This is a genomic window from Gordonia phosphorivorans, from assembly GCF_042432625.1.
Lineage (GTDB): Bacteria > Actinomycetota > Actinomycetes > Mycobacteriales > Mycobacteriaceae > Gordonia > Gordonia phosphorivorans.
In genome coordinates, this window is record NZ_JBHLWV010000027.1 from 155,151 (window position 1) to 168,599 (window position 13,449).

The following is a 13,449-nucleotide window of genomic DNA, read 5'->3' on the forward strand; positions in this document are numbered from 1 at the left end:
CCGTCGTGCCCGTGCACGTCACCGCCGATCAGGCGAATCGGACGCTGCTGCACCGCCAGCATCTGCTCGAACGCATCGACGAGGACGCCGTGGAGGTGATCGACCGGTGCGTGGGCCTGCAGGCGCAGGATCCGCAGGCCCCCTTCTATGCGCTGTGGTCGCGCCTGGCCGATTTCGATCCGGCCGAGGTGGACGAGCTGCTCTCCGAGCGGGAGCTGGTGCGGATGCCGTTGCAGCGCGGCACCGTCTTCCTGATGGATGCGCTGGACGCGCGGTGGATCCGGCCCGCGGTCCAGACTGTGTTCGACACGAGCCTGGCGCGCACCCATCTATCGGCGTTGACGGCGATCGACGTCGACGAGGTGGTGGCCGTCGCGCACGGCCTGCTCACCGAGGAGTCCCCGGAGTCGGGTGTGCCGGGGGCGAGGCTGCGGGCCGCGTTGGGCGAGCGGTGGCCCGAGGCGCCCGTCGAGTCGTTGACAGCGCTGGTGCGCGGACGCCTGCCGCTGGTGCAGACGCCCCCGCGCGGCCTGTGGGGCCGATCCGGTGCCCCCGCGTTCCGACTGCTCGACGACTGGATCGGGCCGGGTGAACCGGCCGTCGTCGACGAAGAGGCGCGCAAAGACCTGATTCGGATGTACCTGCGAGGCTTCGGGCCGGCGTCGGCGGCCGCCATCTCCGGCTGGACCGGGCTGACCGGCTTGGGGCCGCTGCTGAAGGCGATGGACGCCGACTGGGAGCTGGTCACCCTGGTCGGACCGGACGGCGGCGAACTGTACGACCTCGACGGTCTGCCGTTGATCGACGGCGACCGACCGGCGCCGGTCCGCCTGATCGCTCCCTTCGACCAGGTGCTGGTGGCCAATGCCGACCGGCACCGGATCGCCGCGCCGGAGGTGTACCGCGCCACCGTCACCCCCAACGGGCGATCGCCGGGCTTCGTGCTCGTCGACGGTCGACTCGCCGGCACGTGGCGGCTGGCCGACGGCGCGGTGGAGCTGACCGAGCTGGTCGATCTGCGGGCCGCCGAGCGCGCCGACGTGGAGCGCGAAGCGGCGCTGCTGGCGGACTTCGTCGCGTCGTGATCGCGCCTGTCCTCCGTTCGTGGGACGGGCGCATCGGAGCGACACGCGCAACTCGAAAGTAAAACTTGAGAGTGTCGGCGCGCGTGTTGTCCACACTCTGTCCACAGGAGTGCGTAGGCCGGGCGGGGTGGACAACGGCGAACGTCAAGGTGGCCGACGACCGACGTGCCGCCGAAAACGGCCCGAATATATGAGGAAAACGTCAGGTTCCGGGCTCCGACCTAGGTCTTGTCCACAAATCCACAGGGTTGTACACAGTAACCGGCGCGGTGGGGACAAGTTGTGGACAACCTGTGTTCTCCCGCCCTGTGGATAACTTGGCCCTACCTCGAGGGGTGATCGGCGTCGGGGATTTCGCGCCGATGTGGTAGTCGCCGTCGACGTCCGTCCGCTCACGGTGACCGCGGGTGCGGCGTGGACGATTGTGGAAACATGGAGAGCGTGAGCATGGACATCGAGCAGATCGACGTCGCCGGATTGCCGGACGACTTCACCGATGTTGACGACCGCGTCCTGTTGGACGTCCGCGAGGACTACGAGTGGGCGGCCGGGCACGTGCGCGGCGCCCTGCACATCCCTCTCGACGATGTGCCCGCGCGGCTGGACGAGGTGGACCCCGACCGCGAGTTGCTGGTGATCTGTCGAACCAGTGGCCGTTCCTTCCGGTTGCTCCAGTACTTGGCGATGCGGGGAATCGACGGAACCTGCGTGACCGGGGGCATGGTGGCGTGGGAGGCCGCGGGCAAACCGGTCGACGTGGAGACGGACGAAGCAGGGCCGGGGCAGTCGACTTGATGCTCGACGTCTGCCTCCGCTGCCAGATTCAGGCCGACCATCTGCCGGGCCGCGCCACCTGCCCGCGCTGCGGCGGCAATCTCGTGGTGCTCGACGCGCAGACGCGTCGCGCCGTGCAGGTCGCCGCGCCTGCGCAGGCACCGCCCAGGCCCCCGGCTCCCATGCCCCCGACTCCCATGCCCCCGACTCCCATGCCCGGGGCCCGGCGAGCGGCCCCCGCGCGCACGCCGCTGCGCTGGGTGGCCCATCGGCCGCTGAACACCCTGCCGCCCACCCGGCCGCCGCGTGCGGTGCGCGAGTCGCGCACGCCGCGCTACACCTACCTCCCGCTGTGGGGTTTGCACGACGTCGTGCCCGCGCCGGAGAGCGACGCCGTCGCGGCCCCCGATCCGGGGCGGCGCCTGCGCTGGGCGCTGCAGATCGTGTGGCCGATCCTGGCGGTGGCCGCCGGTTTGCAGCTGCTGCGCTACGCCCTCCTGATGCTCAACCGCTCCCATCCCATCCCGTACTGGCTGGATCTGGCCGTCGTCTGGCTGCTGCTGTTCGCGGGCGCGGCGGCCACCGGGGCGGCGATCTGGGCGCTGGTGCTGTTCGCACGATGGCTGGTGGCCGCGCGCGAGTCGGCCTATGCGGCGGTGGCGGCTCGTGATCCGCGTCGCCGCTGGCTGGTGATCGCGGGTGCGGTGACCCCGTTCGTCAACGTCGTCACCGCGCCGTTCCTCCTGCTGGAGGCGGCCGCGGCGGTCGGGGCGGACCAAGCACAGCGCGTGCGTCCGGCGATCAACCGCGTCGCGGTGGCCTGGGCCCTGGTCAGCGGCGTCGGCCTGATCGCGCTGGGCTACCGGATCGCGGCGTGGTCCAGCGGTTCGATCCAGGTGGGCGCGGACGCGATGATGGCCGCCCTCCTCACCTTCGTGGCGTCCGCGCTGTTCGCGGTCTGGGTGCGGCCCCGCCTGGCCGGGCTGGTGGTCACCGACGCCGCACCGGCGCCGCAGACCCGTCGTCTGGTGGTGGCCGCGTGAGCGCCGCCGAGGTGTCCCGGTCGGGGAAACCGGCCGTCGTGGCCCATCGCGGGTCGTCCGCCGATCACGCCGAGCACACGCTCGCCGCGTACGAGGCGGCCCTGCGCGAGGGCTCGGACGGACTGGAGTGCGATGTCCGCCTGACCGCCGATCAGCAGCTGGTGTGCGTGCACGACCGCACCATCGACCGCACCTCCGACGGCTCCGGCGTGGTCAGCGAACTGACCCTGGACCAGTTGCGCGAGCACGACTTCGGGTCCTGGCACAGCGGCACACCGGCCGCCGTGCTGACGCTCCCGGAACTGCTCGAACTGACGCTGGACTGGCACCGACCCGTACGGCTGTTCATCGAGACCAAGCATCCGGTGCGCTTCGGCGGACTGGTGGAACAGCGGTTGCTGGAGACGCTGCACCAGTTCCAGGTCGGGTCGCCGCCGTCGGCCGATCACAGCCGCGCGGTGGTGATCTCGTTCTCCGCCTCGGGAATCTGGCGGATCCGGCGGTCGGCGCCGATGCTGCCCACCATCCTGCTCGGCGAGACGGCGCGCGGGGTGAGCGCCGGTGCCGCGACGGCCGTCGGCGCCACCGGCATCGGGCCGTCGGTGCAGACCCTGCGGGCCCATCCGGATCTGGTGGACAAGGCCGCGGCCGGGGGTCGGGTCACGTATGCGTGGACCGTCGACCACCGCGAAGACGTGCAGCTGTGCGCGGATCTGGGGGTGCGCTGGATCGCGACCAACCACCCCGCTCGGGTGCGCGACTGGCTGGTGACCGTCGACTGAGAAGTCGGCAATGAGAGGCTGATGGCATGGCGAAGAAGAGCAAGCGCAACAGTGGCCCCCGCCCGGGCAGCAATCGGGCCGAGCGGGTAGCGGCCCGGAAGGCCCGGCAGGCGGCCTCGTTGGCGCCCCCGGTCCGGCCGTTCCAGGCGCTCCCGGCGGCCGAGTGCGATCTGGTGGCGCTGCGTGCCTTCGTGGCGTCGGCGACGGCCCAGATCTCGTTCGCCGACGGCTTCCAGGCACCCAACGAACTGGACTTCGCGACCATCCTGCCCGGTGCGGGCGCCGCACTGGTGCGCTCGCGGGATGCCGCCGCCTGGGGTGAGCGCGGTGCCGCGGCCGGGGTCGACGGCAAGGTGACGCAGGGCCTGGTGGCCCTGCAGACCGATCCGGAGCCGACGGATCTGGCGGCCTCGGTGGCCGCGGCCCTGCACTGGGCGGCCCGCGCCGAGCCGGGCAGCGAATATCGCGTCGGCTCGGATTCCGCACCGGGCCTGGCCGACATCGTCGACCCGACGAAGCCGCTGGACGTGGTGGTCTACAAGGACTTCTCCTGGTGGTTCGCCGACGACGTCGACGTGACGCCGCAGATTCGGGCCATGCTGGAGCGGGCCGAATCGACGATCATGCCGACGGCGCGACTGACCCCCAAGAGCGGTGTCGGGGCGCCGTGGTGGGTGGACGCGGGCGACCGCGCGCACCTGCGCTGGGTGCGGCCCGAGGACGAGGACACCCTGATGAAGGCGATGGCCCGCTTGCACGCGGCCGGGCACCTCACGATGGGCGAGGGCTCGCGGTTCGCCGGCTCCTTCCGTACGCACGGCCTGGTGGTGCCGGTCTTCGATCTGGACAACGACATGCATCACGAGGAGTGGTACGACGGCCTCGAGCAGCTCGACGAGTGGTTCGCCGAGGCTCTGGCCGACGACTCGGATCTGACCGCGGCCGAACGCAGCTCGCGGGCCGGCATCCTGGGGCGTCAGGTCACGTTGCGCTGAGCAGCTCTGCGGGCACCGGCTTGCCGCGGCGCAGGTAGTCGAAGAAGTCGGCCGTCGACTGGTCGGTGGCCAGTGAGTCGCCGTCATCGGTGTAGGTGGAACCGCCGGTCGGGACGGTGGTGGTCACCGTGTCGCCGTTGAGCTTGTACGCCAGCCAGGCCAGATGCCACAGGTGATCGCCCTCGGCGACGGTCAACGCGTCGACCGCGCCGTTGAGGAACGGCACCAGCTGGAACGGGTTGAGCAGCACGCTCGGACTCAAGGCGCGATGCATCAGCGCGGTGAGGAACTTGCGCTGGTTCACCACCCGTTCGAGGTCGGCGTTCGGGAAGGCGCGCGTGCGCACCAGGCCGAGGGCCTGCGCGCCGTCGAGTCGCTGGCAGCCGGACTTCAACCGCAGGCCCGCCTTGGGGTCGCGCAACGGCTGATCCAGGCACATCTCGACGCCGCCCACCGCGTCGACCAGGCGATCGAAACCGCCGAAGCCGATCTCCGCGTAGTGGTCGATGCGCAGGCCGGACAGGTCTTCCACCGTGCGCACCAGCAACTGCGGGCCGCCCTCGTTGAAGGCGGCGTTGATCTTGTGGCTGCCCATGCCCGGGATCGGCACGTACAGGTCCCGCGGAATCGAGATCAGCATCGCGGACCCGCTCGGCGGCAGATGGGCCAGCATGATGGTGTCCGTGCGCGCGCCGTCGCTGTCGCCGGTGGCGAGCTTGTCCTTCTGGTCCTGGCTCAGGTCCGCACGCGAATCGGTGCCGACGATCAGCCACGTGGTGCCCGGCGAACCGGCCGGGCGTCCGGAGTAGCCGGCGAGGGCGTCGACGCGATGCAGCTTCGCGTCGTAGTAGAACAGCAGACCCACCGGTAGCAGGACCAGGATCAGCAGCAACACCAGGAACCAGCGCAGCGGATGGCGTTTGCGGGTGCGCTTGGGGGCGGCGGGCGCCGTCGGCGGGCGGTTCGCGCCCTCGGGCGGGCCACCCCGGCGCGATCCGGCGTCCGGTCGGGTCCGGCGCTGGGCGGCCGGCTCGGCGGCCGGGATCGGCTCGGGTTCCTGACGCGGCGCGTAGCGGCGGGGTTCCGGAGCGGCCGCCTGCGGCGGGTTCCCCGGGGGTGGTGTGTGTATCGGGGCAGCAGGGGACGCGGGCCGCCCGGCCGGCTCGCGGGACCAGGCCTGCGGAGCCGGTCGCGGCGGCGGGCCCGGCGTCAGCGTGGTGCGGGGGTCCTGCGGAGCCGGTCGGCGCGGTGGGCCCGGCGGCCTCGCCCCGGGTTGCGGTGCTCCGGGTTGGGGACGGCGCGGCGGCATGGGCGGCGGCCCGGCCCGGTTCGGCGCCGGGACGGGCGGTGCAGGCGGTCGGGAACCGGGGGGAACGGCCTCCGGCGGACGGCCCGATCCGCCGGGCACCCGCCGATACGGCGGTTGCGGAGGCTGATTCATCCTGGCCAGAATACCGGCGCATCACGATGCGCCGGGTGTCCTGCCCGTCGGCCGGTCGGGATCAGCGGGGTTCGAGGACCTCGAAACCGGTGAACCGGGCCAGTTCCTCGGGGATCCGCACCGAGCCGTCCGGCTGCTGGTGGTTCTCCAGGATCGCCACCAGCCAGCGCGTGGTGGCCAGCGTCCCGTTGAGGGTGGCGGCGGTCTGCGGCTTGCCGTTCTCGTCGCGGTAGCGGGTGGCCAGTCGACGCGCCTGGAAGGTGGTGCAGTTGGAGGTCGACGTCAGCTCGCGGTAGGTGTTCTGGGTGGGCACCCAGGCCTCGCAGTCGAACTTGCGGGAGGCCGAGCTGCCCAGGTCACCGGCGGCGACGTCGATCACCCGGTACGGCACGTCGACGGCGGCCAGCATCGACTTCTCGAAGTCGAGCAGGCGCTGATGCTCGGCGGCGGCGTCCTCGGGCTTGCAGTAAACGAAGCCCTCGACCTTGTCGAACTGGTGCACGCGGATGATGCCGCGCGTGTCCTTGCCGTACGAGCCGGCCTCGCGGCGGAAGCAGGTGGACCAGCCGGCGTAGCGCTTCGGACCGTCGGACAGATCCAGGATCTCGTCGGAGTGGTAGCCGGCCAGCGGCACCTCGGACGTGCCGACCAGGTACATGTCGTCCTGCTCCAGGCGGTACACCTCGTCGGCGTGCGCGCCCAGGAAGCCGGTGCCGTCCATCACCTCGGGCCGCACCAGGACCGGCGGGATCATCATGGTGAAGCCGGCGGCGGTGGCCTTGGCGGCGGCCATGTTCAGCAGGCCGAGCTGCAGCATGGCGCCCGGGCCGGTGAGGAAGTAGAAGCGGGAGCCGGACACCTTGGCGCCGCGGGCCATGTCGATCAGCCCGAGGGACTCGCTCAGCTCGAGGTGGTCCTTGGGCTCGGCGATCTCGGTGGGCGTGCCCACGTGCTCGAGCACCCGGTAGTCGTCCTCGCCGCCGGGCGGGGTCTCCGGCGCGATGATGTTGGAGATGGCGCGGTGCAGTTGGTTGAAGGTCTGCTCGGCCTCGGACTGCTTGGCGACGGCGGCCTTCACCAGGGCGCCGAGCTGCTTGCCGCGTTCGAGCAGGGCGGTCTTCTCCTCGCCCTGGGCCTTGCCGACCAGTTTGCCCAGACCCTTCTGCTCGGAGCGGAGGCCGTCGGCTTCGACGATCGCGCCGCGGCGCGTGGCGTCGGCGTCGAGCAGCTGGTCGACGAGTGCCGGATCCTCGCCGCGTGCCCGCTGAGAGTCACGAACCAGATCCGGGTTCTCCCGCGCAATCTTCAGGTCAATCACGCCTCAAACCCTACTCGGAGCACAGCGCCGGACATCGCCAGGCATGATGGATCACGATGAGTGATCCCGAAGTCGATACCCAGAGGCCCGGCGGCGGCGACAACGCGCGCCGCCGGATGCCGGCCACCCGGCTGGTCGCGATGTTGGTGGCGGTCCTGGTCGGGGCGGCCGTGGCCGGCGGCGTGCTCGCGTGGCGCGGCGGATTCTCCGAGCCGGGTGGACTCGGCGACACCGTGATCGGCGAGGGCAACTCGTACACCGAGACCGACTTCACGCGCTCGAAGCCGGGGGATTGCCTCACGTGGGCCACCGAGACGGCGGGGACGCCGAGCAAGGTGGCCTGCAGCGAGCCGCACCGTTTCGAGGTGGCCGGCACCGTCGACACCGAGCAGTTCCCCGGCGCCGAGTTCGGTGCCACGGCGCCCTGGCCGGGACCCGAGCGATTCGTGACCATCCGCGACGAGCAGTGCGGTGTGATCGTCGACCGGTATCTCGGCAGCGGCGGTCTGGATCCGCAGGGCCGCTTGGCGGTGGGCTTGATGTATCCGTCCAAGTCGCAGTGGGAACGCGGCGCCCGAGTGCTGCGCTGCGGCATCGAGGAGCCGGGACCGGGCGGTACCCAGCTGGAGACCGCGGGTACCGCGGCCGACGCCGACCAGTCGTTCGCCTGGCCCGACGGCACCTGCATCGGCTTCGACGACGCGACCCGTAAGCCGACCACCCAGCCGGTGGACTGCTCCGAGCCGCACGCCTTCCAGACCACCGGCGTGGTGGATCTGTCGCAGCGTTTCGGCGGCCGCGACTCGGGTAAGCCGTGGCCGACCGTCGCCGCGCAGAACGAATACCTGCAGACCATCTGCCCCAACCAGACCAACCGCTTCTTCGGCGGCGAGAAGAACTTCGCAAAGACCACCCTCAATGTGCAGTGGTCGGTGATCTCCGAGGTCAGTTGGCACAGCGGCAGCCGCCGGGTGGTCTGCTACGTCGCACTGCCCGACCGCGGCGGCTTCGCCAAGCTGGTCGGCGATGCGCGCGAACAGGTGTTGATCAACGGGAAGGTGCCCACCGCACCGGCCCAGGGCCCGCCCGGCCGGGCCCTGCCCACCCCGGTGCCGTTGCCGCCGGGATACGCCCCGAGCGATCGGGAAATGCAAGCTCCCTCAGGAGGGTGACGTTGGCAGTCAAGATGTCCGACGAGAAGTTCGAGATTCTCGTCGGGGAGGCTTTGGATCTCCTCCCGGAGGAGCTCATGCGCGCCATGGACAACGTGGTGATCCTGATCGAGCCGTTCAATCCGGAGAACCGCAACCTGCTGGGTCTGTACACCGGGGTGGCGCTGACCCGTCGTACCCACGACTACAACGGCATGCCGGACACCATCGCGATCTACCGCGACATCATCCTGTCGATCTGCCACACCTCCGACGAGGTGCGTCAGCAGGTGGCGATCACGGTGCTGCACGAGATCGGGCACCACTTCGGTATCGACGACGACTGGCTCGACGCCCACGGCTGGGGCTGACCCCCGCACCATCAGTTTCCGTTCACGCCCCCGGTTTCGGGTCTACCCGTCGTTCTAGAACGACGGTGTCTCCCGAAACCGACGGTGCGAACCCAGATCGACGGAGCGTCACTCGCCGACGAGGTGGAAGTGGTGGAGCCAGCGCAGCACCTCCGGCACCACCCGGTTGCGCTCCAGGTCGGCCCAGACCCAGCGGACCACCATCACCCCGAGGGCACGCAGTTCGTCCTCGCGGCGCTTCTCCTCGCCGACGATGTCGGCCGGCGTCTGGCCGGGGCGTGCGTAGGTGCGGCCGTATTTGACCAGTCCGTCGAACTCGCCGACGAGACGTCCGCCCCACGAGAAGTCGGTGCGCGCGGTGCGCGTCCGGCACCGGTAGGGCACCTGCAACTGCGCGGGCGGTAGGTCGGCCAGGATGAACTGCGCGCGGCTCCACGATTCCCCGACCGACTCCGCGCCCGCGTCGGCGTACTCGAGTGCTCGCCGAGCCATCGCCGCGCCGCGTCGACGCCGGGCGGCGAGCTCCGCGCGGAGGCTGTCCAGCGTCGCTCCCAGGCGCAGCGCCCCGTCCAGCGCGGTCAGGGCCTGCGCGAACTCGGCGGCGCAGGCGACGTCGATCGTCGTCCGCTCCAGCGTGGTGACCCGAACGGCGTCGACGACGATCGCGGCGGTCGCCACGCCCGGGTGGATGTGGCGCTGATGGCACCGATCCCCGCGGCCGGCCTGCCCGCTGAGCAGGTGGACGCGGGTGTGCTCGGGCTTGAGCAGCGGCAGCCCGTGAACGGCCGCCGCGGATTGGTGCGACAGCACCGGGGCAGCGCCGCGACCGGCGGTGGCGAAGGCGATGCAGCGCAGGCGGTAGACGGCGTCGTCGCGCTGCGGGTCGTCGGGCAGGCGACCGGCCGGGGCGTAGGCGCCGTGGCCGAGGTGGATCAGGTCCCCGGCCCTGGTCCGGGCTTTGAGCAGATCATCGGTGTGGCCGTGGCGCAGCACCGCGGTGCGCCGCACGATGCCGAAGCGGTCGACGGGAAGGTCCATGGCACTTAGACGCGGTGACCCCCGTCGTCGGTTCCCTCGCCGCGCCTCACGCCCCCGGTTTCGGGTCTACCCGTTGATCCAGAACGACGGGTAGACCCGAAATCAGGGGTGTGAACTGAAAGCGCGGGTGTGAACGGAAACCGATGGTGCGGGGTCAGCCGAGGGGGTTCTCGTCGGGGGTGAAGTCGGTGAGGGCGCCCCAGCGGAGCAGCTGCCAGCCGTCCGGGGTCAGCTCCAGCTCCACCGAGTCGGTGTTGCGCAGATGGTTGCGCATGGCGAACTCCGGGTCGACGCCGGCCAGGTGGGCGGCCACCAGGCGGATCGCCGCGCCGTGCGAGACCACGTACACATCGCGCGGCGTCTCGACGGTGAGGTTTTCCGCGGCGAGGCGGTCGATCACCGGGACGTACCGGTCGCGGAGCATCTCCAGCGACTCGCCGCCGGGGAGCCGCACGTCCAGGTCGCCGTGGTGCCACGCGTGCACCACGTCCCGGAACTTCTCGTGGGCCTCGCGGTCGCTGCGGCCCTCGAGGTCGCCCACCTGGACTTCGTGGACGTCGTCGATGGCGGCGGTGTCGGTGTCCCACGCGGAGGCGATCAGCTCCGCCGTCTGCTGCGCGCGGTTCGCCACCGAACTCAGCAGCACCGCCGGCGCGGCCAGCGGGTTGTCCAACCCGAACCGAATGCCTTGGCGGGCACCGAAATCGGTGAGGTGAGCACCCGGCAGGGCAGTGTCGAGCTGCTGCAGCACATTGGCCGTGGTCTCGCCGTGGCGGACCAGGAACAGGCGGGCCATGTCAGTCTCCTCCTTGTTCGAGAGCCGCGAACCAGCGCAGGCTCTCCGCATGATCGGTGGGCGGCGTGGCATCGCCGTTGCGGTCGACGGGCCAGGAGCCCAGGTAGACGACGCGCTCGGCGCCGCGGTGCAGCGCGCGCAGCGCTTCGCCGACCGCGGCATCGTCCAGGTGCCCCGCGGCGTCGAGGAAGAAGCGGTACTGGCCGGAGCCGCCCCGGCGGCGCGGGCGCGACTCGATGCGGGTCAGATCGACACCGCGAGAAGCGAATTCGGTCATCGCGGTGACCAGCGAACCCGGTTCATTGGTGAGGTCGAGGATCACCGACGTGCGGTCGGCGCCGGTGCGCGCGGGCGGCGGGCCGGGTCGGCCGACGAGGAGGAAGCGCGTGTGTGCGTCGGGCGAATCGGCGACGTCGCGGGCCAGTGACACCAGGCCGTGTAGGTCGGCGGCGATCTGCGTGGTGACGGCCGCGTCCGCCAGACCTTGTGAAACATCTTGGGCCGCACCGGCATTGGACGAGGCCGGGACGAAGGTGGCGTGGGGGAAGCGCTCGGCCACCTGCTCGCGGACCTGCGCGGCGGCCACCGGGTAGGCGGCCAGGGTGCGCACCTGATCGGCGTCGAGTGATTCGCGCGCAGCGAGGGTGAAGGCCACGTCGAGCGTCACTTCGGCGTAGGCCTGGACGCGGTGCTCGCCGGGCGGCGACACCAGCGCGTCCATCGTCGCGGGCACCGAGCCTTCCAGGGAGCTCTCGATCGGTACGCAGGCGTAGTCGACGGCGCCGCTGCGCACCATCGCGATCGCCGCGGCGGGGGAGTCGGCGGCCACCGTGCGCGCCGATTCGGTGCCGTCGACCACGCCGCGCTGGAGCAGTCGGTTCAGCGCCATCTCGGTGAAGGTTCCGGCCGGGCCGAAGTATGCGAAGGCGGACACACTCACAGGGTAGTCGGTGGCGCGTGGGGCGATTGCTGTTGACGGCGGGACGCGCGGGCTTTAGGTTAGGTCACACTTAGTTAGGTCAACCTAAGACGAATCACTCCAAGACGAAGGGAAGGTCCCATGACCGGAGCCGAATCCACCGCAGTGTCCGCCCCGTGCGATGCCGAGCGCATTCAGTCGGCCTGCCGTCGTGCGCACGAGGGCACACTGTCGGTCGACGGGTGCGCGCCGATGGCGGTCGCCATGGTGCACCTCTTCGAGGCCGAGGCCTTTCTCCTGGTCCCGAGCAACTCCGTCGACTCGGACCTGCCCGCGACGTCGGGCTTCGGCGGCGCGGGGGTGCCGGCGATGCTGGAGCTGGCCGACTGCGCGCCGATCAGCCTGCGCGAGCGGGTGCGTTCGCTGGTGTGGCTGTCCGGCACGGTGCACGGAGTGCCGACGCAACTGGAGCGGGAGCTGGCCATCGAGATCGCCGGCGACCACCCCGACGCCCGGCTCCTGGACGTGGGCCACACCCACAGCCTGCTGCGACTGGCCGTGGACAATGCGGTGATCGCCACCGCCACCGGCGCCGCGGCGGTGGAAGCGGTGGCGCTCTCGACCGCTCAGCCGGACCTGTTCTGGGAGTACGAGAGCCAATGGCTGGCGCACCTGGATGCCGATCATCCCGACCTGGTGACCCGCCTGGCGGACCAGTTCCCCGAGCATCTGCGGCGGGGCCGCGTGCGGCCCCTGGGGCTGGACCGCTTCGGCATCACCTTCCGCGTGGAGACGCCGTCGTCCGACGACGACGTCCGGCTGTCGTTCGAGCGGCCGTGCACCGGTGTCGGCGATCTCTCGGCCGCCCTGCACCAGCTGGTGGGCGGCCACTGACCGTCGCCCGGCCGCCGCGCCGTTTAGGCTGACGGCGTGAATCTGTGGGCACGGGTGGTGCGGGCACCGGAACCGGACGTGCCGGTGGTGTCCGACCCCGCCGAGCGGCGCGCCCTGATCTGGGAGTTGGTGATCGTCGGGATCCTGACGTTCGGCTTCTCCGCCCTGGGCGCGCTGCTCGCGCTGATCGACGCCGAGCTCAGCGGCGGCATCGGGCAGACCACCGTGGCCCTCAATCCGGAGCAGGCGCAGGTCGGCGTTCTCGACCTCATCGCCCAGCTGATGCGGGCGACGAAGCTGCTCGCCATCGGTGGCCTCGGCGTCTACCTGTTGTGGCGCAGCGGGATTCGGTTGCCGTTGGTGGGCGTGAGGCGGCCCGCACGCCGGGACGTCCCGCCCGGCCTGGCGCTGGCCGCACTGATCGGCCTGCCCGGCCTCGGTCTCGTCGCGGTGGCCCGGCTGCTCGGCCTCAACGCCGCGCTGGTGCCCAGCGACACCGGCGGGCCGTGGTGGCAGTACCTCACGCTGGTCCTCCTCGCGATCGGCAACGCCGTGGCCGAAGAGGTGATCGTGGTGGCCTACTTCCTGGTCCGACTCCGCCAGCTCGGCGTGCGGCAGAACGTGGCGCTGGCCGCTTCGGCGCTGCTGCGCGGCGGCTACCACCTCTACCAGGGCTGGGGCGGCGGCCTGGGCAACGTGGTGATGGGCGTGATCTTCGGCCGGTGGTATCAGGCCACCGCACGACTGTGGCCGCTGATCATCGCGCACGCGACGATCGACGTGGTGGCCTTCGTCGGCTACGCGCTGCTGGCGCCGCACCTGACCTGGCTGACCGGCTGACG

Annotated in this window: 14 protein-coding genes; 9 read left to right on the top strand and 5 right to left on the bottom strand. The window is 71.2% G+C overall.

What is annotated here, in order from left to right; all coding sequences use genetic code 11:
• The first annotated feature begins 5 nt into the window (after positions 1–5).
• From ACFFJD_RS15060 to ACFFJD_RS15080, 5 genes are all read left to right on the top strand, one after another.
• Entirely contained in the window at positions 6–1,085 is a 1,080-nt protein-coding gene (locus tag ACFFJD_RS15060) for a winged helix DNA-binding domain-containing protein (RefSeq protein ID WP_382365596.1), read from the top strand.
• A 447-nt stretch (positions 1,086–1,532) separates the two neighbouring features.
• Positions 1,533–1,880, top strand: a complete 348-nt coding sequence (locus ACFFJD_RS15065) for a rhodanese-like domain-containing protein (protein WP_382365736.1) — start codon at positions 1,533–1,535, stop codon at positions 1,878–1,880.
• Positions 1,880–2,902 carry a DUF4328 domain-containing protein gene (locus ACFFJD_RS15070; RefSeq protein WP_382365598.1) on the top strand — a complete coding sequence of 341 codons (1,023 nt, stop codon included), beginning with the start codon at positions 1,880–1,882 and terminating at the stop codon, positions 2,900–2,902. Before ACFFJD_RS15065 ends, ACFFJD_RS15070 begins: the two co-directional genes overlap by 1 nt.
• Positions 2,899–3,684 carry a glycerophosphodiester phosphodiesterase family protein gene (locus ACFFJD_RS15075; protein WP_382365600.1) on the top strand — a complete coding sequence of 262 codons (786 nt, stop codon included), beginning with the start codon at positions 2,899–2,901 and terminating at the stop codon, positions 3,682–3,684. The genes ACFFJD_RS15070 and ACFFJD_RS15075 overlap by 4 nt, the downstream gene beginning before the upstream one ends.
• A gap of 26 nt (positions 3,685–3,710) precedes the next feature.
• Entirely contained in the window at positions 3,711–4,679 is a 969-nt protein-coding gene (locus ACFFJD_RS15080) for a DUF5926 family protein (protein WP_382365602.1), read from the top strand.
• Here ACFFJD_RS15080 and ACFFJD_RS15085 read toward each other — a convergent pair.
• On the bottom strand, positions 4,666–6,120 hold the full coding sequence (locus tag ACFFJD_RS15085; RefSeq protein WP_382365604.1) for an LCP family glycopolymer transferase: 1,455 nt from the start codon (positions 6,118–6,120) through the stop codon (positions 4,666–4,668). The genes ACFFJD_RS15080 and ACFFJD_RS15085 overlap by 14 nt on opposite strands.
• Before the next feature lie 61 nt (positions 6,121–6,181).
• Positions 6,182–7,438, bottom strand: a complete 1,257-nt coding sequence (gene serS, locus ACFFJD_RS15090) for a serine--tRNA ligase (protein ID WP_382365606.1) — start codon at positions 7,436–7,438, stop codon at positions 6,182–6,184.
• 56 nt (positions 7,439–7,494) lie between these two features.
• Here serS and ACFFJD_RS15095 point away from each other — a divergent pair, with 56 nt between their 5' ends.
• Positions 7,495–8,610, top strand: a complete 1,116-nt coding sequence (locus ACFFJD_RS15095; protein WP_382365608.1) for a septum formation family protein — start codon at positions 7,495–7,497, stop codon at positions 8,608–8,610.
• A gap of 2 nt (positions 8,611–8,612) precedes the next feature.
• Positions 8,613–8,960: a metallopeptidase family protein gene (locus ACFFJD_RS15100; RefSeq protein ID WP_345312624.1), complete on the top strand. Its 348-nt coding sequence runs from the start codon at positions 8,613–8,615 to the stop codon at positions 8,958–8,960.
• 108 nt (positions 8,961–9,068) lie between these two features.
• Here the strand turns inward: ACFFJD_RS15100 and ACFFJD_RS15105 are convergent, their stop codons facing one another.
• The 3 genes from ACFFJD_RS15105 to pheA all read right to left on the bottom strand — a co-directional run bounded on the left by ACFFJD_RS15105 (position 9,069) and on the right by pheA (position 11,728).
• On the bottom strand, positions 9,069–9,998 hold the full coding sequence (locus ACFFJD_RS15105) for a hypothetical protein (RefSeq protein WP_382365610.1): 930 nt from the start codon (positions 9,996–9,998) through the stop codon (positions 9,069–9,071).
• A 154-nt stretch (positions 9,999–10,152) separates the two neighbouring features.
• Complete coding sequence (locus ACFFJD_RS15110) at positions 10,153–10,794, bottom strand: histidine phosphatase family protein (protein ID WP_382365612.1); 642 nt, start codon at positions 10,792–10,794, stop codon at positions 10,153–10,155.
• A 1-nt stretch (position 10,795) separates the two neighbouring features.
• Positions 10,796–11,728, bottom strand: coding sequence for a prephenate dehydratase (gene pheA, locus ACFFJD_RS15115; RefSeq protein ID WP_382365614.1), 933 nt, complete (start codon positions 11,726–11,728; stop codon positions 10,796–10,798).
• Between the two features lie 126 nt (positions 11,729–11,854).
• Here pheA and ACFFJD_RS15120 point away from each other — a divergent pair, with 126 nt between their 5' ends.
• Both ACFFJD_RS15120 and ACFFJD_RS15125 read left to right on the top strand, forming a co-directional pair.
• Positions 11,855–12,607, top strand: coding sequence for a DUF2470 domain-containing protein (locus ACFFJD_RS15120; protein ID WP_382365616.1), 753 nt, complete (start codon positions 11,855–11,857; stop codon positions 12,605–12,607).
• 36 nt (positions 12,608–12,643) lie between these two features.
• The gene (locus ACFFJD_RS15125) at positions 12,644–13,447 is read left to right on the top strand and encodes a CPBP family intramembrane glutamic endopeptidase (protein ID WP_382365618.1); all 804 of its coding nucleotides are present in this window, start codon (positions 12,644–12,646) and stop codon (positions 13,445–13,447) included.
• Positions 13,448–13,449 lie beyond the last annotated feature (2 nt).

What these genes read in the sequence shown, in the direction of transcription:
- ACFFJD_RS15065 (WP_382365736.1), top strand. Translation starts at nt 1,533, where the DNA reads ATGGACATCGAGCAGATCGACGTCGCCGGATTGCCGGACGACTTCACC.
- ACFFJD_RS15070 (WP_382365598.1), top strand. Translation starts at nt 1,880, where the DNA reads ATGCTCGACGTCTGCCTCCGCTGCCAGATTCAGGCCGACCATCTGCCG.
- ACFFJD_RS15080 (WP_382365602.1), top strand. Translation starts at nt 3,711, where the DNA reads ATGGCGAAGAAGAGCAAGCGCAACAGTGGCCCCCGCCCGGGCAGCAAT.
- ACFFJD_RS15085 (WP_382365604.1), bottom strand. Translation starts at nt 6,120, where the DNA reads ATGAATCAGCCTCCGCAACCGCCGTATCGGCGGGTGCCCGGCGGATCG.
- ACFFJD_RS15095 (WP_382365608.1), top strand. Translation starts at nt 7,495, where the DNA reads ATGAGTGATCCCGAAGTCGATACCCAGAGGCCCGGCGGCGGCGACAAC.
- ACFFJD_RS15105 (WP_382365610.1), bottom strand. Translation starts at nt 9,998, where the DNA reads ATGGACCTTCCCGTCGACCGCTTCGGCATCGTGCGGCGCACCGCGGTG.
- ACFFJD_RS15110 (WP_382365612.1), bottom strand. Translation starts at nt 10,794, where the DNA reads ATGGCCCGCCTGTTCCTGGTCCGCCACGGCGAGACCACGGCCAATGTG.
- ACFFJD_RS15120 (WP_382365616.1), top strand. Translation starts at nt 11,855, where the DNA reads ATGACCGGAGCCGAATCCACCGCAGTGTCCGCCCCGTGCGATGCCGAG.